Origin of the sequence: Bacteroides sp. OM08-11 (assembly GCF_003438665.1) — a bacterium.
Taxonomy (GTDB): domain Bacteria; phylum Bacteroidota; class Bacteroidia; order Bacteroidales; family Bacteroidaceae; genus Bacteroides; species Bacteroides cutis.
This window is the reverse complement of record NZ_QSTJ01000005.1, coordinates 201232-227728: the sequence shown is the minus strand read 5'-3', so window position 1 is coordinate 227728 and position 26497 is coordinate 201232. Positions and strand designations below refer to the sequence as shown.

The 26497-nt window shown below is 39.6% G+C and carries 22 protein-coding genes, 2 tRNA genes and 1 pseudogene; 9 read left to right on the top strand and 16 right to left on the bottom strand.

Features of this window, described 5'->3' with window-relative positions:
• Positions 1–66: 66 nt before the first annotated feature.
• The 4 genes from htpG to DXC10_RS11095 all read left to right on the top strand — a co-directional run bounded on the left by htpG (position 67) and on the right by DXC10_RS11095 (position 4830).
• Complete coding sequence (gene htpG, locus DXC10_RS11110) at positions 67–2115, top strand: molecular chaperone HtpG (protein ID WP_101542802.1); 2049 nt, start codon at positions 67–69, stop codon at positions 2113–2115.
• A gap of 180 nt (positions 2116–2295) precedes the next feature.
• Positions 2296–4590 (top strand): patatin-like phospholipase family protein, encoded by a 2295-nt coding sequence (locus DXC10_RS11105; protein WP_101542803.1) that lies wholly within the window; start codon positions 2296–2298, stop codon positions 4588–4590.
• A gap of 75 nt (positions 4591–4665) precedes the next feature.
• Positions 4666–4739: transfer RNA gene (locus tag DXC10_RS11100), tRNA-Arg, on the top strand.
• A gap of 17 nt (positions 4740–4756) precedes the next feature.
• A tRNA-Arg gene (locus DXC10_RS11095) sits at positions 4757–4830 on the top strand.
• Positions 4831–4961: 131 nt separating this feature from the next.
• Here DXC10_RS11095 and dapA read toward each other — a convergent pair.
• Both dapA and ligA read right to left on the bottom strand, forming a co-directional pair.
• Complete coding sequence (gene dapA, locus DXC10_RS11090) at positions 4962–5855, bottom strand: 4-hydroxy-tetrahydrodipicolinate synthase (protein ID WP_101542804.1); 894 nt, start codon at positions 5853–5855, stop codon at positions 4962–4964.
• A gap of 103 nt (positions 5856–5958) precedes the next feature.
• Complete coding sequence (gene ligA, locus DXC10_RS11085) at positions 5959–7956, bottom strand: NAD-dependent DNA ligase LigA (RefSeq protein ID WP_117737882.1); 1998 nt, start codon at positions 7954–7956, stop codon at positions 5959–5961.
• 110 nt (positions 7957–8066) lie between these two features.
• Here ligA and trmD point away from each other — a divergent pair, with 110 nt between their 5' ends.
• Positions 8067–8744, top strand: a complete 678-nt coding sequence (gene trmD, locus DXC10_RS11080; protein WP_101542806.1) for a tRNA (guanosine(37)-N1)-methyltransferase TrmD — start codon at positions 8067–8069, stop codon at positions 8742–8744.
• 93 nt (positions 8745–8837) lie between these two features.
• On the opposite strand, the gene DXC10_RS11075 is transcribed toward trmD, so the two are convergent.
• The 5 genes from DXC10_RS11075 to DXC10_RS11055 form a co-directional block, all read right to left on the bottom strand.
• Positions 8838–9749 (bottom strand): dihydroorotate dehydrogenase, encoded by a 912-nt coding sequence (locus DXC10_RS11075; RefSeq protein WP_101542807.1) that lies wholly within the window; start codon positions 9747–9749, stop codon positions 8838–8840.
• A complete protein-coding gene (locus tag DXC10_RS11070; protein WP_101542808.1) occupies positions 9737–10513 on the bottom strand; it encodes a dihydroorotate dehydrogenase electron transfer subunit in 777 nt (258 codons plus the stop codon). Before DXC10_RS11070 ends, DXC10_RS11075 begins: the two co-directional genes overlap by 13 nt.
• A 96-nt stretch (positions 10514–10609) precedes the next feature.
• On the bottom strand, positions 10610–11080 hold the full coding sequence (locus DXC10_RS11065; protein ID WP_101542809.1) for a helix-turn-helix domain-containing protein: 471 nt from the start codon (positions 11078–11080) through the stop codon (positions 10610–10612).
• A gap of 874 nt (positions 11081–11954) precedes the next feature.
• The gene (gene holA / locus DXC10_RS11060; RefSeq protein ID WP_101542810.1) at positions 11955–12974 is read right to left on the bottom strand and encodes a DNA polymerase III subunit delta; all 1020 of its coding nucleotides are present in this window, start codon (positions 12972–12974) and stop codon (positions 11955–11957) included.
• Between the two features lie 6 nt (positions 12975–12980).
• The gene (locus tag DXC10_RS11055; protein WP_101542811.1) at positions 12981–13757 is read right to left on the bottom strand and encodes an AMP nucleosidase; all 777 of its coding nucleotides are present in this window, start codon (positions 13755–13757) and stop codon (positions 12981–12983) included.
• 66 nt (positions 13758–13823) lie between these two features.
• Here DXC10_RS11055 and DXC10_RS11050 point away from each other — a divergent pair, with 66 nt between their 5' ends.
• Positions 13824–14273, top strand: a complete 450-nt coding sequence (locus DXC10_RS11050; RefSeq protein ID WP_101542812.1) for a type I restriction enzyme HsdR N-terminal domain-containing protein — start codon at positions 13824–13826, stop codon at positions 14271–14273.
• Positions 14274–14525: 252 nt separating this feature from the next.
• Here the strand turns inward: DXC10_RS11050 and DXC10_RS11045 are convergent.
• The 6 genes and pseudogenes from DXC10_RS11045 to DXC10_RS11020 form a co-directional block, all read right to left on the bottom strand.
• Positions 14526–14651 (bottom strand): annotated as a pseudogene (locus DXC10_RS11045) (class A beta-lactamase); the annotation flags it as partial.
• 91 nt (positions 14652–14742) lie between these two features.
• On the bottom strand, positions 14743–17865 hold the full coding sequence (locus tag DXC10_RS11040) for an efflux RND transporter permease subunit (protein WP_117737881.1): 3123 nt from the start codon (positions 17863–17865) through the stop codon (positions 14743–14745).
• Between the two features lie 30 nt (positions 17866–17895).
• Positions 17896–18996 (bottom strand): efflux RND transporter periplasmic adaptor subunit, encoded by a 1101-nt coding sequence (locus tag DXC10_RS11035; RefSeq protein ID WP_117737908.1) that lies wholly within the window; start codon positions 18994–18996, stop codon positions 17896–17898.
• A 22-nt stretch (positions 18997–19018) separates the two neighbouring features.
• Positions 19019–20434 carry an efflux transporter outer membrane subunit gene (locus DXC10_RS11030; protein WP_117737880.1) on the bottom strand — a complete coding sequence of 472 codons (1416 nt, stop codon included), beginning with the start codon at positions 20432–20434 and terminating at the stop codon, positions 19019–19021.
• Between the two features lie 81 nt (positions 20435–20515).
• Positions 20516–21343, bottom strand: a complete 828-nt coding sequence (locus tag DXC10_RS11025; RefSeq protein ID WP_101542815.1) for a zinc ribbon domain-containing protein — start codon at positions 21341–21343, stop codon at positions 20516–20518.
• Positions 21344–21348: 5 nt separating this feature from the next.
• Positions 21349–22443: a Nif3-like dinuclear metal center hexameric protein gene (locus DXC10_RS11020; RefSeq protein ID WP_101542816.1), complete on the bottom strand. Its 1095-nt coding sequence runs from the start codon at positions 22441–22443 to the stop codon at positions 21349–21351.
• Positions 22444–22549: 106 nt separating this feature from the next.
• Here DXC10_RS11020 and DXC10_RS11015 point away from each other — a divergent pair, with 106 nt between their 5' ends.
• The gene (locus tag DXC10_RS11015) at positions 22550–22948 is read left to right on the top strand and encodes a DUF4891 domain-containing protein (protein ID WP_101542817.1); all 399 of its coding nucleotides are present in this window, start codon (positions 22550–22552) and stop codon (positions 22946–22948) included.
• A 5-nt stretch (positions 22949–22953) separates the two neighbouring features.
• Here the strand turns inward: DXC10_RS11015 and DXC10_RS11010 are convergent, their stop codons facing one another.
• The 3 genes from DXC10_RS11010 to DXC10_RS11000 form a co-directional block, all read right to left on the bottom strand.
• Positions 22954–23748 carry an ABC transporter permease gene (locus tag DXC10_RS11010; protein WP_101542818.1) on the bottom strand — a complete coding sequence of 265 codons (795 nt, stop codon included), beginning with the start codon at positions 23746–23748 and terminating at the stop codon, positions 22954–22956.
• Between the two features lie 61 nt (positions 23749–23809).
• A complete protein-coding gene (locus tag DXC10_RS11005) occupies positions 23810–24091 on the bottom strand; it encodes a hypothetical protein (protein ID WP_101542991.1) in 282 nt (93 codons plus the stop codon).
• A gap of 11 nt (positions 24092–24102) precedes the next feature.
• Positions 24103–24726, bottom strand: a complete 624-nt coding sequence (locus DXC10_RS11000; protein ID WP_101542819.1) for an ATP-binding cassette domain-containing protein — start codon at positions 24724–24726, stop codon at positions 24103–24105.
• 90 nt (positions 24727–24816) lie between these two features.
• Here DXC10_RS11000 and DXC10_RS10995 point away from each other — a divergent pair, with 90 nt between their 5' ends.
• Positions 24817–25353, top strand: coding sequence for a ferredoxin domain-containing protein (locus DXC10_RS10995; RefSeq protein WP_101542820.1), 537 nt, complete (start codon positions 24817–24819; stop codon positions 25351–25353).
• Positions 25354–25371: 18 nt separating this feature from the next.
• Positions 25372–26487, top strand: a complete 1116-nt coding sequence (locus DXC10_RS10990; RefSeq protein ID WP_101542821.1) for an agmatine deiminase family protein — start codon at positions 25372–25374, stop codon at positions 26485–26487.
• Positions 26488–26497: the final 10 nt, after the last annotated feature.

Sequence of the window (26497 nt, the reverse complement as noted above, 5' to 3'; positions counted from 1 at the left end):
AGTCCATAGTGGCTGGCATTTTTTTTGTTTCATCTTTACCAAAAACAATAAAAATATAAACGTAATATGCAAAAAGGAAGTATTGGGGTAACTACCGAGAACATTTTCCCCGTCATTAAAAAGTTTTTGTACAGTGATCATGAAATTTTTCTTCGCGAGTTGGTTTCTAATGCAGTAGACGCTACTCAGAAACTGAAAACCCTGGCCTCAATAGGTGAATTTAAAGGCGAGATTGGAGATTTGACCGTTCATGTTTCTTTGGATAAGGATACGATTACCGTGTCTGATCATGGTATCGGTTTAACAGCAGAAGAAATCGATAGATATATCAATCAAATTGCATTCTCTGGAGCTAACGACTTCTTGGAAAAATACAAGAATGACGCAAATGCCATCATTGGACATTTCGGATTGGGTTTCTATTCAGCTTTCATGGTAGCCAAGAAAGTTGAAATTATCACCAAGTCCTATCAAGAAGGTGCTCAAGCTGTAAAGTGGACATGTGACGGTAGTCCTGAATTTACTATTGAAGACGTTGACAAGACTGAACGCGGTACTGATATCGTACTTTATATTGATGATGATTGCAAGGAATTCCTTGAAGAAACCCGTATTTCTTCTTTATTAAAGAAATATTGCAGTTTCCTCCCTATCCCTGTCGCATTCGGTAAAAAGAAAGAATGGAAAGATGGTAAGCAAGTGGAAACAAACGAGGATAATATTATCAACAATGCCAATCCATTGTGGACTCTGAAACCCAATGAATTAAAAGATGAAGATTATAAAAAGTTCTATCGTGAGCTCTATCCGATGTCCGACGAACCTCTATTCTGGATTCATTTGAATGTAGATTATCCGTTCCATCTCACCGGTATCCTTTACTTCCCTAAGGTAAAGAGTAATATCGAATTGAATAAGAATAAGATACAGCTTTATTGCAATCAAGTATATGTGACGGATTCTGTTGAAGGAATTGTTCCCGATTTCCTCACTCTACTTCATGGAGTACTGGATTCACCGGATATTCCGTTGAATGTATCCCGTTCTTATTTGCAAAGCGACTCTAACGTAAAGAAGATATCCACCTATATCACCAAAAAAGTATCAGACCGTCTGCAATCAATTTTTAAGAATGATCGAAAACAGTTCGAAGAAAAGTGGAATGATTTGAAAATCTTTATCAATTACGGAATGCTCACACAAGAAGACTTCTATGATAGAGCGAAAGATTTTGCCCTTTTTACCGATACAGACAACAAATATTATACTTTTGAAGAATATAAGACTCTGATTAAAGATAACCAAACAGATAAGGATGGAAATTTGATATATCTGTATGCCAACCATAAAGATGAACAGTACAGTTATATTGAAGCAGCCAAGAATAAAGGTTACAATGTATTGTTAATGGACGGTCAACTGGATATCGCTTTAGTTAGTATGTTGGAGCAGAAGTTTGAAAAAACACGCTTCACTCGCGTAGATAGCGATGTGATTGATAATCTGATTGTCAAAGAAGACAAAAAGAACGATGTTCTGGAAACCGAAAAACAAGAAGCATTGTCTACTATCTTCAAGAGTCAACTGCCCCAAATAGAGAAGGCCGAGTTTAACATAACGACACAAGCTTTGGGAGAGAATTCTGCACCGGTAATGATTACTCAGAGCGAATATATGCGCCGTATGAAAGAAATGGCCAATATTCAGGCAGGAATGAGCTTCTATGGAGAAATGCCGGATATGTTCAATCTGGTACTGAACTCCGATCATAAGCTTGTAAAAGAGATTTTATCGGACGAAGATAAGGAATGTGCCTCAAAGATTGTGCCTATTCAGAAGGAAATGGATGAGGTAAACCAACAACGAAACGATCTGAAAAAGAAACAGGAAGGTAAGAAGGATGAAGAAATACCTACTACTGAAAAAGATGAGGTGAATAAATTGGATCGGAAATGGGAAGAATTAAAGGTACAGAAAGAAAATATATTTGCCGGATATGCTGCTAAAAATAAGACCGTTCGTCAACTGATTGACTTAGCATTACTTCAAAACGGTATGTTAAAGGGAGAAGCCCTGAATAACTTTGTTAAAAGAAGCATAGACTTAATTAAATAATCCCCTTTAGATTTTATTTATATACAAGGGTATTGCAACTCATACGAATTGCAATACCCTTTTTTGTTCGTTTTTACTGTTATACAGGTGTTTTTTCCCGTTGGATACGATGTTTTTGGAAACTATTGTTTATATTTGAGCGTTGAATAAATCAGCACGTTTCACTCGGAATTATTAGTCATGAAGAGAATTCTGTTGTTTTTGTCGTTTTACCTATGTTTGTTATCAGTAGTTCAGGCTCAGAAAGTGGGGCTTGTTCTTAGTGGTGGTGGTGCGAAAGGTATGACACATATTGGTATTATCCGTGCCCTAGAAGAAAACAATATCCCAATTGATTATATTACCGGCACTTCTATGGGAGCCATTATCGGTTCATTATATGCGATGGGATATTCTCCAGACGATATGGAGGCTCTGTTACGATCTCCGGACTTCAAACGTTGGTATTCTGGAAAGGTAGAACCTAAATATGAATATTATTTTAAGAAAAACCGTCCTACCCCTGAATTTTTCAATATTCGATTTGCTTTCAGAGATTCAATGCATCTGAAACCACAGATACTTCCTACCAGTATGGTCAATCCCATACAGATGAACTTGGTGTTTGTAGAACTATTTGCACGAGCTACGGCATCTTGTAACGGCGATTTTAATAAGTTGTTTGTTCCTTTTCGCTGTATCGCTTCTGATGTGTATAATAAAAGGCCTCTTATAATGAGAAAAGGAGACTTAGGAGATGCTGTACGTGCCTCCATGAGCTTTCCTTTTGTTTTTAAACCTATAGAGATTGATAGTGTATTGGCTTATGATGGAGGAATTTACAATAATTTTCCTACGGATGTGATGCGGGAAGACTTTTGTCCCGATATAATTATTGGTAGTGTGGTGGCAGCCAATCCCAGTAAACCGAAAGAGAACGACTTGATGAGTCAGATAGAAAATATGGTAATGCAGAAAACGGATTATTCTCTTCCCGATTCTTTGGGTATTATAATGAATTTCAAGTACGATGACGTAAATCTGCTGGATTTTGACCGTTTACAAGAATTACATGATATCGGTTATAACCGGACTATCAGTTTAATGGACTCTATAAAAAATCGCATCCATCGACGTGTAAATGCTGATAACGTGCGATTAAGACGATTGGTCTACCGAAGTAATCTGCCACAACTCCGTTTTCGCGATATTCGTATCGAAGGAGCTAATGAACAACAACAAGTCTATATCAAAAAAGAATTTCACGATGAAGATCATGAAGTGTTTACTTATGAAGACTTGAAACGGGGTTATTTTCGTTTATTAGCAGATAATATGATATCAGAGATCATACCCCATGCTGTTTATGATCCAGAAAATGATTTGTATGAACTCCATCTAAAAGTTAAAATGGAGAATAATTTTTCGGTCCGCATGGGTGGAAGTGTTTCTACTACAAGTTCTAATCAGATATATCTAGGATTAGGATATCAAAATTTAAACTATTATTCCAAAGAAATTACTTTCGACGGCCAGTTAGGTAAAGTTTATAATAACGCCCAATTGATGGCAAAAATTGATTTACCCACCCGTATCCCTACCTCATATCGTTTCATCGCGTCCATAAGCACCTTTGATTATTATAAAAAAGATAAACTCTTCTCCAAGAATGACAAACCGTCTTTCAATTCAAAGGATGAACGTTTTGTAAAGCTGATGGTTGCTCTGCCTTTCCTTTCAAACAAGCGTGCGGAATTTAGTATTGGATATGGAGCGCTTGAAGATAATTACTTCCAGTCCAATGTAATAAACTTTGATGAAGATCGTTCGGACAAGAGTACTTATAAGTTGTTAAGTGGAACTATTGGGTTTTATGGAAGCACTTATAATGCCCGTCAGTATGCAACAAGAGGGTATTATGAAAAACTGATAGCTCAGGTGTTTACCGGAAAAGAAAAGTTCCGCCCCGGAAATCCTAAAGAGGAAGTTTCTACCAAAGGGCGCCAATCTTGGCTTCAAATTTCTTATATGAAAGATGCTTATCACTCCATGAGCCCTAAATTCACTTTAGGATGGATGGCAGAAATGCTCTATTCATCGAAAAATTTTTCAGAGAATTATACGGCAACAATGATGCAGGCTGCAGAATTCACACCTACTCCGCATAGCAAGTTGATGTATAATGAAGCTTTTCGTGCCAACCAATTCCTGGCAGTGGGTATCAAGCCAATATTCATTTTTAATGATATGTTTCAGTTCCGTACCGAATTTTATGGATTCATGCCAGTATTTCCCATTGAAAAAAATGCATTAAATAAAGCTTTTTACGGAAAAGCATTTTCAAAGTTTGAGTATATGGGAGAAATTTCTGTAATATGTCAATTACCTTTCGGTACTATAGCAGCATATGTAAATCATTATAGCTCACCGAAAAAGGAGTGGAATGTAGGATTAACCATCGGTTGGCAGCTGTTTAACTACCGTTTCATCGAATAAAATTCTTCAAAAAAAGTTGGCGTAACATTTGCTAATTCAGAAAAAGTACGTATCTTTGCACCCGTTAAACAAAAAGGCCGCGTAGCTCAACTGAATAGAGTAGCTGACTACGGATCAGCCGGTTACAGGTTTGAATCCTGTCGCGGTCACAATGTTTTAGTAAAAGGGTCGCGTAGCTCAACTGAATAGAGTAGCTGACTACGGATCAGCCGGTTACAGGTTTGAATCCTGTCGCGATCACTAAGAACCTCTGCAAAACTTTGTAGAGGTTCTTTTTTATTTATATATTTTAAGTTGTTCCCCTATAATAAAAGAGAATAAAAAAAGCCCTGCAATGACAAGGCTTTTTCATATAACATAAAAGGGATACCTCAACACTTAATATTCAATTCATCCAAAATCTTCCGCATTGCTTCAAAAGTGGTAATTCTTGTTGGTACTAGTGGCAAACGAAGTTTATTTTCAATCATACCCATCACATTCAACATAGCTTTTACACCTGCAGGATTACCATCAACAAATAAAAGTTTAAATAACTCAGCAAATTTATGATGAATAGTCAGGGCATTAATATAATCTCCTTGCAATGCCAGACGCACCATACGGCTGAATTCACGCGGAAACGCATTTCCAATGACCGATATGATACCAACTGCCCCTAAGGTAATCAGAGGGAAGGTTATACCGTCATCCCCCGAAATAACGTCAAAATTAGCAGGTTTATTCTTGATTATATCATCCATTTGGGAAATATCCCCTGACGCCTCCTTAATAGCAATCACATTTTTAAAATCACGTGCAATACGTAATGTCGTTTCAGCTTTCATATTTACACCCGTACGTCCCGGTACATTATAAAGTACAATAGGCAACTCCGTCGCTTCAGCAATAGCTTTATAATGTTGATATATCCCTTCTTGTGAAGGCTTATTATAATAAGGAACAACGGAAAGAATAGCATCGACACCAGTAAAGTCATCATTTTTCAGCGTTTCTACTATGGCACGGGTATTATTACCACCTACTCCAAGCAAAATAGGAATTCTTCCATTCACACGCTCAATGACCATTTTCTTGATTTTTCTCTTTTCATCGTCCGTAAGAGTAGGAGTTTCTGCCGTGGTGCCCAATACGCATAGGAAATCAGCATTATTTTGCAACAAATAGTCTACCATACGTATCAATGCATCATAATCAACGCTTTCGTCCTCTTTAAATGGAGTAATTAGCGCTACCCCCATTCCTTTCAATCTTGTCTGTATCATGAGTATTATAAAGTAATCTCTAATTAAATGACTCGCAAAAGTACGATTTTTTTCGATTTAGTCTACAAAAACAAGCTATAAAAAAGTTTTTTGCAGAAATTTGTTAGGATAATAACTCTAGAAAATCATCTTCACTCATAATCTTTACCCCCAGCTTCTGAGCTTTCTCAAATTTGGCAGGTCCCATATTCTCACCGGCCAGTATAAAACTAGTCTTAGCAGAAATACTCCCCACATTCTTTCCACCATTTTTTTCGATCAATTCTTTATATTCATCTCTTGAGTGGTACACAAACACACCGCTGATAACGATGGATTGTCCAACAAGTTTGTCAGTATATCCACTCAAGTCTTCTTCTTTCCTGCAAAATTGCAAACCCGAGATTTTCAGTCGCTCTATTAACTCTCTATTTGAGGGATTAGAAAAATAGTTAATAATACTTTGCGCTATCTTTTCACCGATTTCATCGATGTTTTTGAGTTTTTCAAGGCCTGCACTCTCTAATTCTTCAATATTTGCAAATGACTTTGCAATCTTCTTCGCTACAGTCTCTCCCACAAACCGGATACCCAAAGCAAAAAGAACTCTTTCAAAAGGCACCTCCCGACTAGCAGCTATACCATTAATTATATTTTCAGCCGATTTTACACCCATTCGGTCCAAATTCTTGATATCATCTATTTTCAACCGATAGAGGTCTGCTGTATCTTTGATTAATTTCAACCGATAGAACATATCTACGGTTTCAGGACCTAATCCATCTATATTCATAGCCTTACGACTGATAAAATGCTCTATCTTACCCTTTATCTGAGGTGGACAAGCCGTTTCATTAGGACAATAGTGTGCAGCTTCTCCCTCATATCGAATTAATTTACTGCCGCACTCAGGGCAATGAGTGATAAATCTCACTTTTTCACCGATAAGCATATTACGTGCCTCTTTGTCAACCCCTGTGATTTTAGGAATTATCTCTCCACCTTTTTCCACGTAAACCATATCACCTATATGTAAATCAAGCCCTTCAATAATATCTGCATTATGTAAAGAGGCCCTTTTCACAATAGTTCCAGATAATTGTACCGGATCTAAATTAGCAACAGGAGTAACAGCACCAGTACGTCCCACCTGATAAGAAACTTTGTTCAAACGTGTCAATGCTCGCTCCGCCTGGAATTTATAAGCAATTGCCCATCGGGGAGATTTTGCGGTGAAACCGAGATTTTTCTGCTGTTTCAAACTATTTACTTTTAGCACAATACCATCAGTTGCCACTGGCAGATTTTTACGTTCAGTATCCCAATATCTGATATATTCAAAGACTTCTTCCAGACTATGAGCCTTTTTCACATGCTCTGAAATCTTAAATCCCCAACTGGCAGCCACTTGTAGGTTTTCGTAATGACCGTCACAAGGTAATTCTTCTCCCAATAGATAATACAGGTAGGCATCAAGCTTGCGTGATGCTACAATTGACGAATTTTGCAGTTTCAATGTACCCGAAGCGGCATTACGCGGATTGGCAAAAAGTGGTTCCTCACGAGCCTCTTTTTCGCGGTTAAGCTCCTCAAATACTTCCCAAGGCATCAATATTTCTCCCCTAATCTCAAACAATGGAGGATAATTACCATGAAGTACCAATGGAATAGCGCGGATAGTCTTCACATTATCCGTCACATCATCACCTTTTTCACCGTCACCACGCGTAACAGCACGTAGCAACTTACCATTTTCGTATGTCAGTGAAATAGAAGTACCATCATACTTCAATTCACAGCAGATTTCAAAATCTTCATTCAATGTTTTTTTGACTCGATCATAGAAATCCGCCACTTCACTTTCCGAGTAGGTATTGCCCAAGGAAAGCATTGGATATTTGTGAGGGACTTGCGTAAAGTTCTTATTCAAATCACTTCCTACGCGCATAGTGGGAGAATTCCCATCTTGATATTCAGGATATTCTTTTTCAAGATCCTGCAATTCACGCATCATATCATCAAACTCCTTATCGGATATTTCAGGAGTGTTCAACACATAATAATTGTAGTTATGCTGATGCAATTCGGCACGGAGCTGGTTTATTTTTTCTTTTGCAGTCATAGCGATTTCAGATTGTTTTAACGCAAAAATACAGGTTTCTAACCGAATATTTATGTTTTTGTTTTATGAAAATAGAATGTATCACTATTTTTGCAGAAAAATAAAGTTTTATGCGAATTGATATTATCACAGTCTTACCGGAGATGATTGAAGGTTTCTTTAATTGCTCCATTATGAAACGTGCTCAAAATAAGGGGCTTGCCGAAATTCACATCCACAATCTCCGTGACTATACAAAAGATAAATATCGTCGCGTGGACGATTATCCCTTTGGTGGATTTGCCGGAATGGTGATGAAAATAGAACCTATAGAACGATGTATCAATGCTTTAAAAGCCGAAAGAAATTACGATGAGGTGATTTTTACTACCCCCGATGGCGATCAGTTTTGCCAGCCGATGGCAAATGCACTCTCGCTAGCCCAAAATCTTATTATTCTTTGCGGACATTTTAAGGGTATTGATTACCGTATTCGCGAACATCTCATTACGAAAGAAATCAGTATAGGAGATTATGTACTGACAGGAGGTGAACTCGCCGCCGCCGTTATGGCAGACGCTATTGTACGAATTATCCCTGGCGTAATCTCCGATGAGCAATCTGCACTTTCCGACTCATTCCAAGACAATTTACTGGCTGCTCCAGTTTATACACGGCCTGCTGATTACAATGGTTGGAAAGTTCCTGATATTTTACTATCTGGCCATGAGGCAAAAATTAAGGAATGGGAACTTCAACAGTCACTCGAAAGGACTCGGAAATTACGCCCGGACTTATTGGGAGAGTAAAGTCAAAAGTGTAAATAAAAAGAAAAAGGACATTTGCTTACAAATGTCCTTTTTTATGAATTATACCTGCGAATGGCAATCTTTTGTTTTTCATTACACCTCAAGTGCGCCGATAATCTCCTTTACAGACTTATATCCATGTCTATTAAGATAGTCATCGATACCTTCCTCAACCTTTATTGTAATCTCCGGATCTATGAAGTTTGCCGTACCTATTTGAATAGCAGAAGCACCTGCAAGCATAAATTCCACTGCATCTCTCCAGTTCATAATACCCCCCAACCCAATGACAGGTATTTTTACCGCTTTAGCAACTTGCCATACCATGCGTAGCGCAATAGGCTTCACAGCCGCACCGGACATTCCACCTGTTACCGTAGATAGTACCGGACACCTACGTTCCGCATCTACAGCCATTCCTAGCAAGGTATTAATGAGTGAAACACTATCTGCCCCCCCATTTTCTGCCGCACGAGCAATTTCAGTGATATCCGTTACGTTCGGTGAGAGCTTTACGATAAGTGTCTTTTTATATACCGCACGTACAGCTTTTACCACTTCCTCAGCTCCTTTGGTCGTGACCCCAAATGCCATTCCTCCTTGCTTCACATTAGGACAGGAAATATTCAATTCTATAGCAGGAATATTTACAAGATCATTGATAATAGATGCAGTTTCAACATAATCTTCTATAGCCGACCCCGAAACATTTACAATCATATTAGTTTTTATATCCTTGATACGCGGATATATATGTTCAACAAAGTAATGCACACCCTTATTTTGCAGTCCCACAGCGTTTAACATGCCCGATGGAGTTTCCGCCATACGCGGATAAGGGTTACCTTCACGTTTGTGAAGAGTAGTTCCCTTTACAATTATACCACCTATTCGCGATATATCGACGAAATCGGCAAATTCTTCACCATATCCAAATGTCCCAGAAGCCGTCATAACGGGATTCTTCATTTGTAATTCACCTATATTTACATTTAAATCTGCCATAATAGTTTGTTTATATTAAAAACCGGACCTTCTTTACATACACACAAATGGCCTTCTGTAGTATTCTCCACGCAACATAAGCAAGCACCTATACCACAAGCCATCATATTTTCCAGAGATACTTCGCAGTTGATATCTTTACTTTTGGCATATTTTGCCACAGCCATCATCATCGGTTTCGGACCACAAGTATATATCTGTTCAAAATCCACCTTATTTAATATAGAATGCTGCGTAACATAACCTTTTTCTCCATGACTACCATCTTCTGTAGTAGTATATACTTCACCATAGGCAGCAAATTGTTCCAATTGGAGCAAATCATTATCACTTCGAGCCCCTAACAAGAATACTGGTCTACTACCATTTTTGGCTAATTGTTCACCTAAATAAAGCATTGGAGCCGTACCCACACCACCTCCTATCAAAAGAAGCTTATCAGAGGGATTTTCAGGCATTGTGAAGCAATTTCCCAGCGGGAGTACCACATTGATCATATCGCCAGCTTTAGCTTCCCCTAAACGCTTGGTTCCGTCACCAACAAGTTGTATAAGGAACCATACCTCATTCTTCTGTCTATCCACATAATTGATAGAAATAGGACGACGTAGGAAAGTAGTAGGTGAACCGTCTACGCGAATTTCCGCAAATTGTCCCGGCAGCATTTCCGGAAGCGGAGACGGAGAAGTCAGTTTTAACAATACATAGTTAGCATGCAATCGGACATTCTCTGTCACAGTCAGATCTAAAATATATTTTTTCATATCATCAAAAAAGAAGGAATTATATCTTTTGTTTGCAAAGATAGTGCAAACTGAATGCAGACACAAATTTATTTGCACTATCCATCTTTACACTCCTTAATTTTCGGGTTTAAATGTTTCATAAGTATTGTCATCAAAGAAAATCCTTATTTCAGTAATTCTCCTAGGAGGTCTTTCTTTATAGATAATCTCTTGTTTTACAATCTCTTTAGGTACTTTTTGGAGCATTTCTGATGCAATTTCCTTGCGATTTTCCGCTGCACTCGGTCCATTGGACAGATTTTCGGGATTCTCAGCAAATAAAGGGTAGTCGAAACTACCGTCTTCAACAAAATCGGAATTATTACCATCATTACTCATATTACCATTGCCGGTAAGTAACCATTCCAGATTTATGTCATTATACCGCTGATGTAGCCGAAGAATAACTTCCGTACTTGGATACTTATTACGGGGACCTAAAATATGAGAGATAGTAGCTTGAGCTACTCCAATACTTTCTGCAAATGCTCCAGCTGTCATTTTCTCCCGATCCATAATCATTTTAAATCTGTCTTTTATACTCATAATACAGGCATAATTACAATTGTATATTCATCAATCTTGATCACAAAAGTAAAAAAAGAAAATCACAAATGCAAATTATAATTGTAAATACCAAAGTTTTACATTTGTATAATAAATATTCCAAAAGTTAATAACACAGTTGTTACTGCCAAAAACAAACTACTTATAACATTACATTTTAGCTCTAACAAAATATTATAATATACTGAAATTCACTATATTATATCTCATAATATTCATTTAAAAGCCTATATTACATTTGTTTTATCGACATCTTCCCCCTTATCTTCATTAAACTATTTAATAAAATACAATATTCAATAGATATTCAGAAGTTTATATATACAAATACATCTTGTTAAGCCGTATCGATAAACATTTGTAAAACATCTATTCCTTGATTTAATTCACATTATTTACATCCGTAAACAGCTTAATATATTCACAAAAGAAATATCACAAAAGGGATTGCCATATAAACGTAATAGTCAAATATTACAATAATAAACTTACATAGTTGCATACAACAACTATCACATCGATTAATTTTCTTATTTTCTTATAAATACTTTTGGGAAACATGAAAATTGGCTGACAATGCTTTATTTCCGTATAAATCTCCGACTGATTGAAAAAAAACAATTCTGAGAGCCTTATTTTTAACACAATAAATTGTATGTCAATGTATTATCCCAATATTGTAAGATTTAGAACAACCGCCAAATAAAAAAATTGAATGATTTTACTTTTTGAATAAAAGAAGAAGGGATTATTTAGGTAAAAGGATCTAGCTATAGAATTTAAAATGATACAACCATATTGGGTAAAGGGGTACACCCATTACCCGTAGTAAAGCAATACACTTTTCAAAGAATTAATGTAAGATTTTAAATACCAATTCCCGCAGAATATCTCCGTCATTTAGTGAAGAATTGCCTACTCCTTTAGATTTGGCATCTGCGTATCTGATTTCTCCAATAATTTGCATTGTTTTCACTCCACTATACCGTCTCATAGCAGATATATATTCGCGAGATTGCCAAGGACTTTTCAGGCCTACAAAATTAGCGATACCCTGCTCTGTTTTTTCAGGTGCATAATATGCCAACATTAAATTAGAGAAGAAGCCGAAAAGTAAAGATAAAGTCATTTGAATTGGATTTGTTTTCGGATTTTCTTCAAAATATTTTATTATCTTATTGGCTTTTAAAATATCCTTTTCGACGATTGCGCTACGAAGCTCAAAATTATTGTAGTCTTTACTAATTCCAATGTTCCGCTCAATCTGTTCAGGAGTAACACGTGTCTGACCTTTTGGAAGTGTAATAATCAGCTTTTCCAGTTCTCCGGTGAGACGGCTAAGATCAGTTCCTACAAAATCAGCAAGCATTGCAGTTGCCTTAGGTTCGAGGTCTACTCCCTTACGTTTCATATAAGAAGAAATAAATGCCGGTAACTGGGCATCCTTCATCTTCTTAGATTCAAATAAAACACCTGATTTTTCTATTTCGGCTGCTAATTTTTTCCTTCTGTCCAATACGCCATGTTTGTGGCATATCACCAATATAGTAGAAAGCAAAGGTTTTTGAAGATAGAAAGAAAGTTCTTCCATATTACGGATATTCTGAGCCTCCTTTACCACTACAACCTGATACTCAGACATCATCGGATATCGCTTAGCAGCATTGATAACCGTAGCTATATCTACATCCGCGCCATAAACAACAGTCTGATTGAATTCTTTCTCCGTTTCAGTCAGGACATTATCTGTAATATAGTCGGCAATAAGATCGATATAATACGGTTCTTCTCCCATCAGATAATAGACAGGACGATATTGTTTAGCTCTCAACTCCTTCAAAATATCGTCACAAGTAATCTCTTGTTTTGCCATATTGGTTTACCAGTCGAATTTCAGATGTTTTACAGTTTTCTTTTCATCAATAATCATCTTTAATGATGCAATACCGATTTCTACATGTTCGGTCACATAATTCTTAGTTACCAAATTGTCACTTTTATCCGTTTTCACTCCTTCAGGAATCATGGGCTGGTCTGACACTAACAGAAGAGCACCGGTTGGAATATGATTGGCAAAGCCACAACTGAATAAAGTTGCAGTTTCCATATCAACAGCCATAGCACGTGTTTTCTTCAGATATTCCTTAAATGCTTCGTCGTGTTCCCAAATACGCCGGTTAGTAGTATATACAGTACCTGTCCAGTAATCACGGGCATAGTCACGGATGGCAGAAGAAACAGCACGCTGCAACATAAAAGCCGGAAGTGACGGCACCTCGGGTGGAAAATAATCATTGGAAGTACCTTCACCACGAATAGCGGCAATAGGAAGAATAAGATCCCCTATCTTATTTTTCTTGTCGATACCACCGCATTTACCTAAAAACAAACAGGCTTTAGGATGTATGGCACTCAGCAAATCCATGATAATAGCAGCATTAGGACTACCCATACCGAAATTGATAATAGTAATTCCTTCTGCACTGGCCGATATCATATTGGCGTCTTTACCAAGGATCGGAACATTGAATTGCCCCGCAAATATTTCTACATACTTGTTGAAGTTAGTCAGCAGAATATACTCCCCAAAATCCTCCAGGTTACGTTTTGTGTAACGAGGTAGCCAATTAGCTACGATTTCTTCTTTTGTTTTCATAAGATTTTATTAAATTTGTATTCCCCAAGGTTTGGGAGACCATTATTTAACTTACAAATGTAGTAAATGTTATCGTTAAACCTACCAGCATTCGATGCTAAAATTGCCGCAAGGAACGGAAAAAATGTTATATTCGACGTAATACGTCGTCGATATGTTGCTCTCACCCCTGAGGAATGGGTACGGCAACACTTCGTACACTTTCTTCTTGCTCATAAAGGATATCCACAGGCACTTATGGCAAACGAAGTCCAGGTTCAATTGAACAGTACAAAGAAACGATGCGACACGGTGCTTTACCGACGTGATCTTACCGCCCGGATGATTGTGGAGTACAAAGCTCCCGATATTGAAATCACACAGAAGGTTTTCGACCAGATAACTCGTTACAACATGGTATTGAAAGTAGATTACCTCATTGTCAGCAACGGATTACAGCACTATTGTTGCCGGATGGATTACGAACATAACACATATATTTTTCTGCACGATATTCCTGAGTATCAAAGCCTATAGCTTTGAACGTCTTTCTCGCCAGGACCAAATCCTTTTCACTACCATACCGAAAGGCAATAACCCCCGGATATATTCCATCAAAACACCCGGATGTTTTATATGAAAACACCCGGATGTTATCACTCAAAACATCCCCATGTTTTACAGCGTAACATCCGGGTGTTTTGGGAATTCTGTATAAAACAGAAAGGGGATAAGTCCCTATTTCATTACAGTTAAGCTACCATATCATTACGGTAAAGCCCCCACTCTTTATTTCATCACATCATATATCATGCGCGATACATGAGCAATGATCTCAGCATTGGTTTCATCCGTTTCACACGAATTCATGATGAAAACGGCTATGTAATATTTCCGCCCGTCAGGAAGAATAATGGCAAGATCCTGATTGGGAATTTTTTTCCGCAAAGGGCTGTATGTATCTTGTCTCAGTTGGGTAGTCTTTATATGAAAACTACGTTTCCTCTCACTTCACTTCCTTCTTACTGCTGAACTTCTCCTGCAACTTCTGCATCAGTTCATAGAAATTCGGAATATAAACCGTAGCAAGTAATGTATTTAAAGCCATACCAAACACTACGGCGGCACCAAGGGCAACACGGCTACCCGCTCCCGCTCCTGTTGCAAATAATAATGGCATCACACCCAACACAAATGCCAGCGAAGTCATCAGGATTGGGCGTAGCCGGATATGCCCCGCCTGGAAAGCAGCATCGCGGATAGAATTACCTTGTGCGCGGAAATCACGGGCAAATTCCACTATCAGAATACCATTTTTAGCAGAAAGAGCAACAAGCAGAATTATACCGATTTGAGTATAAATACTGACCGGTGTCCCCATAACGTAGCATCCAAACATGGCACCGAGCAAAGCTACCGGAAGTCCCATAACCGCCGCCACCGGACTGGTCCAGCTCTCGTATTGAGCAGCAAGAACAAGGAATGCTACAATCAATGCCATAATGAAAACTACGGAAGTAGTTGTTCCCGCCTGTGTTTCCTGATAGGCCACTGATGTCCACTCGTAACCGAACTCATTGCCAAGCTGGTCTTTTATCAGGTTTTCCATTTGCTTGATAGCTTCTCCCGAACTACTTCCAGGAGCTATATTACAAGTAACGGCAGCGGTGGAATACATATTATAACGATTAATTTGATCCATGCCCAACCGCTCCTTCACCCGGGTAAATGACGAGAAAGGAACCATTTCTCCCGAAGCATTTGGAACACTCAAATTCAGCACATCTCCGATGATACGCTGGGCGTGGTCACCCGCTCCCAGTTTTACCTGATAAATATGCCCGAATTGTACATAATCATTCACGTATGCATCTCCCATATAATATCCCAAAGCAGTAAACACACCGTTCAGTGGAATCCCCATGAGTTGCACTTTGTCACGATCGATATCCAGGAAATACTGTGGTACATTTGCCTGATATTGACTACTGACAGATGCCAATGCAGGATAATCATGATAATTCTCCATCAGTGTTTCTATAGCACGTTGCATTTCAGTGGAACCGAGGTTATGACGATCCTCCAATTGCAACTGCAAGCCCCCCGTAGCTCCCAAACCGGGAATGGCGGGAGGAACCATAGCGAATATTTCAGCTTCTTGTATACTATATGCCTCCATATTGAAACGTTGGACAACGGCGGCAGCCGTATGCTTCTTACCTTTACGCTGATCCCAGTTCTTCAACACGACAAAATAGGTAGCGGCATTACTTTGTTCACCTCCTCCCATTACCGAAAAGCCGGAAATGCCGATATAATCTTTTACTTCCGGATAGGTATCCAATATCGCATTGATTTGTCGGCCAACCACTTGAGTACGTTCCAAACTTGAAGCCGGAGGTAGTTGTACCACAGCCAAGAAATAACCATCATCCTCCTCAGGAATAAATGTAGAGGGCCATTTAACGAACATCATAATGGCAATCAACGTGAAAACAGCATAAGACAATACTGCTGCCGACGGACGTTTCAGCAGAAAGTTTACTATTTTGTCATACGCACCTTGTGTCTTATCATACAAGTGATTAAATCCTTTATAAAGAGGAAATTTAGAAGGTTTTGTAGGTTGCAGCATCAATGCGCAAAGTGCCGGTGTAAGTGTCAATGAGTTTATTCCACTCAATACGGTACTGGCGGCAATTGTCAAAGCAAATTGTTTATATAGCTGCCCTGAAATACCACTCACCAGCGTAGTCGGTATGAATACTGCCAACAACACCAAAACTACTCCTACAATAGGACCTGTAATCTCCCCCATCGCCTCCGTAACAGCCTGGCGTGCTGAGTATTTTCCCGTATCCAATAAACGGGTGGAGTTCTCCACCACCACGATGGCATCGTCTACCACGATGGCTACGGCAAGTATCAACCCGAACAACGTCAATGTATTGATAGAAAAGCCAAACAATGCCATAATTGCCAACGTACCAACCAGTGACACGGGAATTGTGATACAAGGTATGATAACCGCCCGCCAGTTCTGGAGGAAAAGGAAGATAACAAATACAACAAGGATGGTAGTTTCGAGAAAAGTCACCATCACTTCGTCAATAGAAGCATGGATAACGTCTGTTGTATCCAGCGTTACATCATATTGTATACCTACCGGAAAATTCTGCGTAAGTTCCTGCATCTTCGCCTTCACCCCTTTGGATACATCCAGCGAATTGCTACCCGGTTGCTGATAAATGGCAATGGCAGCAGTAGGTTTTCCATCAAGCTGTGAAACAACGCTATACGAAGCTGAACCAAGATCAATCTTAGCCACATCACCCAACCGCAGTATCTTCCCTCCCGCTTCGGTACGCAAAATAATATTACCGAATTCTTCGGGAGAAGTAAGCCGGCCCTTTACGGTCAAACTATATTGGTATGCATTTTTATTATCATCGCCAACGGGTTGTCCCACGTTTCCGGCACTCACCTCTACGTTTTGCGCCTGAATGGCCTGATACACATCAACAGGTGAAAGATTACGGATACGCATGGCAGCGGGATCCAACCAAATACGCATGGAGTAATCGCCCGCCCCCATTACATTGACTGCCCCCACACCGGGAACACGCGTCAACTGGTCTACGAGGTTCAGTTTGGCATAATTGCTAAGGTATAATCCATCGTAATCTTTACTGTCTGATTTCATCGTGAGAAACATCACTATGTTACTCGACTGCTTCTGTACCGTGACACCTTGTACCACAACAGGAGTCGGCAATGAGGACTGGGCTACACTGACACGATTTTGTACCTGTACGGTAGCCATATCGATGTCCGTACCTACTGCAAAAGTAATTGTCAAAGAGTAAGCTCCTGAAGAAGAAGAATTGGAAGACATATAAAGCATTCCATCTACTCCGTTGACTTGTTGCTCGATAGGGATACCCACCGTTTGGGCTACTGTCTGCGCATTGGCTCCCGGATAAACGGCACTCACCTGTACGGTGGGAGGCGTTATCTCAGGATATTGCGCAATAGGAAGGATATTGAGTGTGACCAATCCTGCCACGACGATAAGCAACGCCAGTACGGTAGCGAATATAGGACGGTCTATGAAAAACTTTGAGAACATATGGTCTTATTTATTAAAATGAGTCAATAATCAGTTGCCAACGGGATGAACTTTCATCCCGTCCCTTACTTTCATCAATGCTTTGGTAACATAGCGTTCTTGCGGAGAAAGCCCTTCCTTTATCTGGCGAAGGCTATCTCCTACTAATTGTCCGGTTTCAATATGCCGGTAGCGGACAATATCCGAATCATTGACGATATAGATATATTTTCCCAACTGGTCGGTACCGATAGAAGCATCGGGTATCAGTACCGCTTGTTTTTGTTCCCCGTAAGGTAGAGTGATACTGACGTATAATCCGCTTCTCAATAGTCCTTTGGGATTATCCAGACGGGCACGAATATCCAACGTTCCGGTATTCAGGTTTACGTTAGGCGAAAGATAGTCCAAAGTAGCCGGATAACTCGAAACTCCGTCTTTTCCCAGACTGACAGCCACTTTCCGCGGAATGGAGTCTCCTTGTTGCATCAACATAGAAATCCACTGATTATCAGATACATTAAAATAAGTATACAGATGATCATCCTTGTAGATAGTGGCCAATGTTACAGGTTGTATTCCTCCACTGATATAACTTCCAACATCAGCCCGATTGCGACTGACAGTCCCGTCAAACGGGGCGCGAATGGTACAATAACTCAAATTGGTACGAGCCGTATTCAGTGCTGCTTCTGCGTTGCTTACGGCAGCCTGTGAAGTTGCTACATTCGATTTGGACTGTAATACTTGGATTTGACTGACCGCATCCGTCTTTACAGCTTCCTGCATACGTTCATAGTTATTCTGTGCATATTCCAGATTGGCATGGGCCGTTTTAAGTGCAGCTTCTGCCTGATGCACATTATCCAGATATACCGTAGGCTCGATGACAAAAAGTACTTGTCCCTGACGTACCCGGCTACCCGGTGCATAGGCTATGGTTTGTAAAGTCCCGTTAACTCTGCCTACCAGATCCACCGTCTTTTCAGAAGTCAGATAGCCCGGGTATTCTTTCGTCAATGTAATGTCTTGCACAGACGGACGGGCCACACTTATTTCCGGAACAGGTATTGTACGTACCGTTTCTTTTTTATTCCCACACCCTGCCAATAACGGCAAGATAAGTAAAGTGATATACATTTGATTTTTCATATATATGTTTCGGCTTAAATTATCAATTATCAATTAACTCATATCCTCCTCCCAATGCTTTGTAAAGTGATATTAACTGTTGTAATGAACCACCTTGTGCCTGTACAAGCTGATTTTGGTAAGTTAGCAATGACCTAAGAGCATCCAATACATTCTGAAAAGGTGACAACCCCTGTTTGTACAGATCTAAAGACAGTTTCAACGTTTCTTCACCTTGGTTACATACTTCACGCAAAGCAACAATCTGTTGTATGGAATTATGGTATCCGTTCATGGCATTATCCGTTTCTTGTACGGCAGTAAGTACCGTCTGATTAAACTGATGGATCGTTTCGTCCAGTTGTGCACGTGCCAATCGAGTAGCATTCACCAACTTGGTACCACTGAATAATGTCCAAGTGACACTTGGGGCTATCTCAAAAGTCATACTGTTCTGTTTGGTTAAATCTTTTATATCACGCGAAGAATAACCGATAGAACCTTTTAGGAAAAACTGAGGCAACCAATCGCTTTTCGAGGCACCTAACAGGGCGGCTTGTGCATTGACTTGCCGTTCAGCTTGGCGAATATCAGGACGGCGAAGTAACAGGTCAGCAGGAATTCCCATCCCGATGAGTTCTATATAGTCAGGTAGCTTCGAGGTTCTTTCCAATATAGGACGGATATATTGGGGATAAGTACCCAACAAGACAGCAAGGGCTGTAACATACTGATTGATACCCGATTCCAATTGCGGAATAGAAGCTTTAGTACTGTAATATACAGATTTGGCTTGTGATACGTCCAGTTTAGATACAAGTCCCGTCTTATAACGCGTTTCAGTAATACTGAGTACAGCCGCTTGAGTATTACAGTTATCAGTTACGACTTTCAGTTCTTGTTGTAACTCCCGTAAACCGATGTAGGCAGATGCCACTTGGGCACACAAGGAAATCATGACAGAGGTATACTCCTCTTTACTGGCCGCAAAATTTTCCCGCTGTGCTTTAACCCGCTGACGGATACTGCCAAATACATCCAGCTCCCAACTAGTATTAAGAGAAGCGCTATAAACTGAAGAAATAGATTTGGGAAGTGAACTTACATTTCCGCTACTCTGCTCCCGTTCCCACCCGGCATCCAATGAAATAGAAGGAAAGAAAGCACCTCGTTGTATCCGTAAATTCGCCTGCGCCATGTTTATACGATCCATAGCAGATAATACGGAAAAATTTTGTGTAGATGCTACTGAGATAAGCGAGTCCAACACCGGGTCGGCAAAGGCTTCCCACCATTTGTCGTCTACGGGTTGTATCTGTTCACTAAACAGATTATCATCTCTCGAAATCCCCCAACCTTGCGGAAGTTTTGTTCCCAAATAGCGGTTGCCTTTCTGAGCCAATGCCGCAGAACATAGACATAAAACGAGCAGCATACTGCTCCAGCTTTTTATATTCATAAAAAAAGGTTTAGGTTGTTATAATATTGGGATCATAACAACCTAAACCTCTATTTGTTTATCGCAATTACTGCAGATACATTAAGCTTCTGTGGCTTTCTTTCTGCTTCTTGTTGCTTTTTCTTTTATCGGTTCCTCTTTAATCTCCGGAGCTATACCCGCCAATTCCGGGTCAATCATGATACGTCCGCAATACTCACAAACGATAATTTTCTTACGAGAACGGATATCCAACTGCCTCTGAGGCGGGATTTTGTTAAAACATCCACCACAGGCATCACGTTGTACATATACAATACCCAAACCGTTGCGTGAATTTTTACGGATACGCTTGAATGACTGGAGCAAACGCGGTTCGATTTTAGTCTCAAGGTCTTTAGCTTTATCTCTCAGTTTTTCTTCTTCTTGCTTGGTTTCAGATACAATCTCATCCAATTCGTTCTTCTTTACATCAAGATCTTTCTGCCTTTCTTCAAGAGCAGCAATACTTTCTGCCGCTTCAGCGGATTTTTCAACTTCTTGTTCGGAAAATTCTTTAATTCTCTTTTCACAAAGTTCGATTTCCAAAGTCTGGAATTCGATTTCTTTGCTCAAGAAGTCGTACTCACGGTTGTTACGTACATTTTCTTGTTGCTCTTTATATTTTGCTACGGAAGCTTTTGCTGTTTCAATTTCCACCTTCTTACCGGCGATAGCAGATTTCAGTTCGGCAACTTCTGCCTTTATTCTTTCAATACGGGTACTCAAACCGGCAATTTCGTCTTCCAAGTCTTGTACTTCCAAAGGAAGTTCACCTCTCAACGTCTTGATTTCATCAATTTTAGACAGCATTGTCTGCAACTGGAACAAAGCTTTCAACTTTTGCTCTACTGTCAATTCCTGGGGATCTTTTTTTGCTTCTTTAGCCATTTTACTTACATGTATTTTATGGGATTTGTATTCACTTTGGTCATTTGAACCGCAAAATTAGGAAACAAATCCCGGATTATTGTATAAAAAATTTCTTTTGTATATTGTTCGCTTTCGTAATGTCCTATCTCTGCCAACAGGATGTCCGAATCGTGTCCAAAATAGTCATGGTACTTTATTTCACCGGTAATAAAAACGTCCGCATGATTGCCGATGGCCAATGACATAAGGAATGCTCCCGCACCACCACACAAGGCTACTTTCTGGATTTCGCGTCCGGTCAGTTTATTATGGCGCAAACATTCCACCTCAAATGTTTTCTTGATACGTTTCAAGAATTCAAGTTCTGTTTCAGGAGTTTCCAATTCACCGATAATACCAGCTCCGGCTTGTGTCCAAGAGTCCTGCAAAGGATAAAGATCGAATACAGGCTCTTCATAAGGATGTGTAGCGAGCAATACTTTAACGACTTCCTCTTTTTTATAAGCAGGTAATATAGTTTCTATGCGCACTTCTTTTTCAATATGCAATTCTCCAATCTCTCCACAATAGGGATGTGCCCCCTTCTTCGCACGAAACACTCCCTCACCTTCCACATTATAACTGCACGAATCATAATTGCCAATACATCCACATCCGACTGATGATAATACTTCACGTACTTTTTCAGCACAAGCCGTAGGAACAAAAGTTACTAACTTCAGCAACGCATTTTCCTTAACTTCCAATATGCGCACGTTTTTCAAACCTATTTTCTCGGCAATCTTAAAGTTCACCCCTCCTACCACATTGTCCAGATTAGTATGGGCAGAATATATCACAAGATCATTTTTAATGGCCTTCAATATACAACGTTCCACATAATCCTTTCCAGTAATGGACTTATAACCCTTAAAAATGAGAGGATGATGTGATATGACAAGATTGTATCCTAACGCAATCGCTTCATCCAGTATGGCTTCAGTAACGTCAAGACACAACAAAGCCCCTGTTGCTTCCGCATCTGTCAATCCAATTTGCAAACCGGCGTTATCAAATCCGTCTTGCAATGGCAGAGGCGCGAACCGTTCAAGGGCGCTAACTATCTCCTTAATTTTCATTATTAGTAGAAAATTTGGTTGCAAATATAGCAAAAAGTGGTGAATTCAAGGGAGCTTTTACGCTTTTTTTGTATATTTGAAGTCGACAAAACCCAATATAACCATTATGAAGATACTAATACTTTTGTTTTTCTCTTTGTTTATAACATTATCTTCCTGCCGTTATACAGGACAGACGCAAAATGACAGACAAGATTCCGATGAACAATATGTGGATACCACGCCGAAAGCTACGACCATCCTTTGGGTAGACAAAAAAAATAGTGGTGGTAAGAAAGACGACTTTCCAATCCCTGTACGTACGGTAAAAGTAAAAGCCAACATTCACACATCGGGCAAAGTAGAAATTCTGTCATACACGAAACCCCAGAAGAACCGCGTGAAGCACTATTTACAAGAAAGATTAGAAGTATTCAGAATTACCAAGGCAATGTTGGATAGTGGTTTTGTAAAACCGGGCGTACAGTATGTACAAATCCGCTATATGCCGGAAAAGTTACAATAATCAGGCTATTTCTTCTTCTCTATCATAACCGGTAATAGTTTGCCGTATACGTCGAACGATTTGCGCGATGCCAATGAAATAGTAATCATCAATGAAAGCATAGATGCCGTAAAAGTGATTACCATAATCATCATTTGGTATTTGATAGCAATATTCGGACTACTTCCTCCCAGTATCTGGCCTATCATTGTTCCCGGAAAAGCGACCAAACCCATTACAGAAATATTGGCTATCAAGGGACTGAATGACTTGATGATGGCCTGACGGATGAATGGTGCTTGCGCCTCTGCACGGGTAGCCCCATTACCAAGCAAGTAACGATATAGTTGTTGCTCGCGTTTCAGTCCACTATAATAAGTATTGAGAGCTATCACATTACTAGACAGCATATTTCCCATCAATATACCGAAAATGGGAATAAAATATTGAGCACTGAATATATTCTCAAGGCGAAGTACGATACCGATGAAATACATTCCTACACATACCACACTACACAGAAACCCTACTGAAATAGGAATAAGCAAAACTTTACGCTTCAGTTGCGTACGCGACAAAGCGGTTTGTGAGGCTACGAATATCATAACAATCACCCACAGGAAGTTTATCCACGGATTATTCCACAAGAAAAGATATTTCAAATAGACTCCTATAAAAAAAAGTTGTACAATCATACGTGCCGTACCTACAATGGTTGCACGTACCAATCCGGTTTTGAATTTCCAGATATAGAACAAGGGTATCAGTAATAACAGCAGCCCGATACCCAAACTAAGATAAGATATGTCTATGGTTCCCATGAAACAATTTAACTACTTTTTAGTAATATACCATTCAAATACAGATTACATATACAAACCGTCAACGGATGAATATAATTACCAATACCGAAGCAATAATAATACAGACACTGACACAAATCAAGGTCATTATTACGTTGTAATTGAGTTCCGATCGTTCTTTCTTCTTTGTCAACTTCGCTATTTCTTCCATGTCTTCGAAAGTGGTATTCTGAGGTATACCATTACTTTTTTCATACATCTTATTCAAACGTTCGTTCAAACGTTCCCGGCGAAGGTTACGCATGTCACGGTTCTCCTTATCACGCCGTATCATATCGAAAACAAATCCTGCAAAGCTCATAGTATATTTGTTTATTTCATAATTATATGCTGGTCGCATCCTTCTGCAAAGCCCTCATCATGAGACACTGCAAGTATGGCACTTCCTTTTTCGGTCTGTTTCCGAAAAAACGCAAGGACTTTTCCGGTAGTATCTGAATCGAGTGCAGACGTTGGTTCATCAACGATGGTGAGAGATTTGCCAATCATCGAAGCCACGGCTATCATCATACGTTGACGCTGACCGCCGGAAACTTCATTGACCCGTTTGTAATATAACTCACGATCCAAACCCAAATCTTGAAAACAGGCAAATAGACGTTCTTCTGAAAAAGGAGTATTCCGATTGGCTTTCAAGCTGAAAGGAAGTTGTACCATATCTTTCACCCACTCCAATGGCAAAGCCAACTCTTGTGGTATCCAAGCTATCTGTTTGCGAATGTGATCTATACTATTCTTTTCCAGCAGGATACCGTTTACTGTAATTCGACCTACTTTCAAAGGGATAAATCCCAATATGGCATTTAGCAGAGAAGTCTTCCCACATCCCGAAGAGCCAGAAATACTCACTATCTCCCCCTTATCTACTTGTAAGTTGAAACCGGAAAAGAGTACTTCGTTACCATATGCAATACTGGCATTTTCTATTTGTAACATGAATATTTTTCTTTAATCTTTCTATATTTACAAAAGTACAGAAAAAATAATTGTACTATCTTTGTCTCACTAATTAATTTAGAAAAAAATATGATACAGAACGAAAGGGATTGCCGCCATGAACATGTATTGAATGTGGCAAGGCAAATGATGACTGCTGCACGTACAGCACCCAAAGGTAAAGGTATTGATGTAATTGAGACTGCTTTGGTTACAGGTGACGACCTCAAAAAGTTATCGAACAAGATGATTGCCATGGCCGAAGAACTAGGTATGAAGTTTTTTCTGCGTGATGCCGGAAACATTCTGCAGGCAGAATGTGTAATTATAATAGGTACGCGCGAACAGGCACAAGGATTGAACTGTGGACACTGCGGTTTCCCTACTTGTGTAGAACGTCTTGAGGGTGTACCATGTGCCTTGAACACGGTTGATGTAGGCATTGCTTTGGGCTCTGCTTGTGCAATGGCGGCTGATATGCGGGTAGATACCCGTGTGATGTTCTCTGCCGGACTTGCCGTACAACGGTTGGAGTGGTTGAAGAACTGTAAGACCGTATTTGCCATTCCAGTGAGTGCATCTTCCAAAAATCCGTTCTTTGATAGAAAACCTAAAGAAGAAAAATAAATTAACGCATTAAAATACATGGGAATTGTCGTTGGATTGCCACATGGTGGAGCATCTGAAAAGGATTATCAGGTGCAGTTTGGTAAGAACATAAGCATTCAAGTAGAAATACGTGCTCCGTATTTGCCGGCAGAGTGGGCTATGCAGAGTGGCATACAGTTGACTTGGCCTCACATCGGTACGGACTGGGCCTATATGCTTGAAGAAGTCCAAAAATGCTTTGTTACGATTGCTACCGAGATTACTAAACGCGAATTATTACTTATCGTGACTCCTACCCCCGATGAGGTGAGAAAGCAAATCTCTGCAACAGTGAATATGGAGAATGTTCGTTTTCTGAAATGTGACACAAATGATACTTGGGCACGCGATCACGGTGCCATTACTATGTTGGATATTGACGGACCTTCCCTGCTTGACTTTACATTCAATGGTTGGGGGCTGAAGTTTGCTTCAGACAAAGATAATGAAATTACCCGCCGAGCTGTAGAAGCCGAAGTTTTAAAAGGAAAATATGTCAATCGTTTGGGATTTGTCCTGGAAGGCGGTTCTATCGAAAGCGATGGTGCAGGTACTTTGCTTACTACTTCTGAATGTCTATTGTCTTCCAATAGAAACGGACAGATGAATAAAGTAGAAATTGAAGAATTTCTTCGTTCTACATTCCATTTGGAACGGATACTTTGGCTTGATTATGGTTATTTAGTTGGAGATGACACCGATAGCCACATTGATACGCTTGCCCGTTTCAGTTCTACCAATACGATTGTTTATGTACAATGTAATGATGTACAAGATGAACATTATGAAGAACTTCATAAAATGGAAGAACAACTGAAAACATTCCGCACTTTGAACGGAGAACCTTATCGTTTGTTGGCGTTACCTATGGCTGATAAGATTGAAGTAGAAGGTGAACGGTTACCTGCTACATATGCTAACTTTTTGATTATGAACGATGTGATACTATATCCAACCTATAACCAACCAAGTAATGACGCACGTGCCAAAGAGGTATTACAGGAAGCGTTCCCCAATCACGAAATTATAGGTATAGATTGCTGTGCCTTGATAAAACAACATGGGTCATTACATTGCGTCACAATGCAATATCCTGTTGGAGTATTAAAATAATATTAGATTA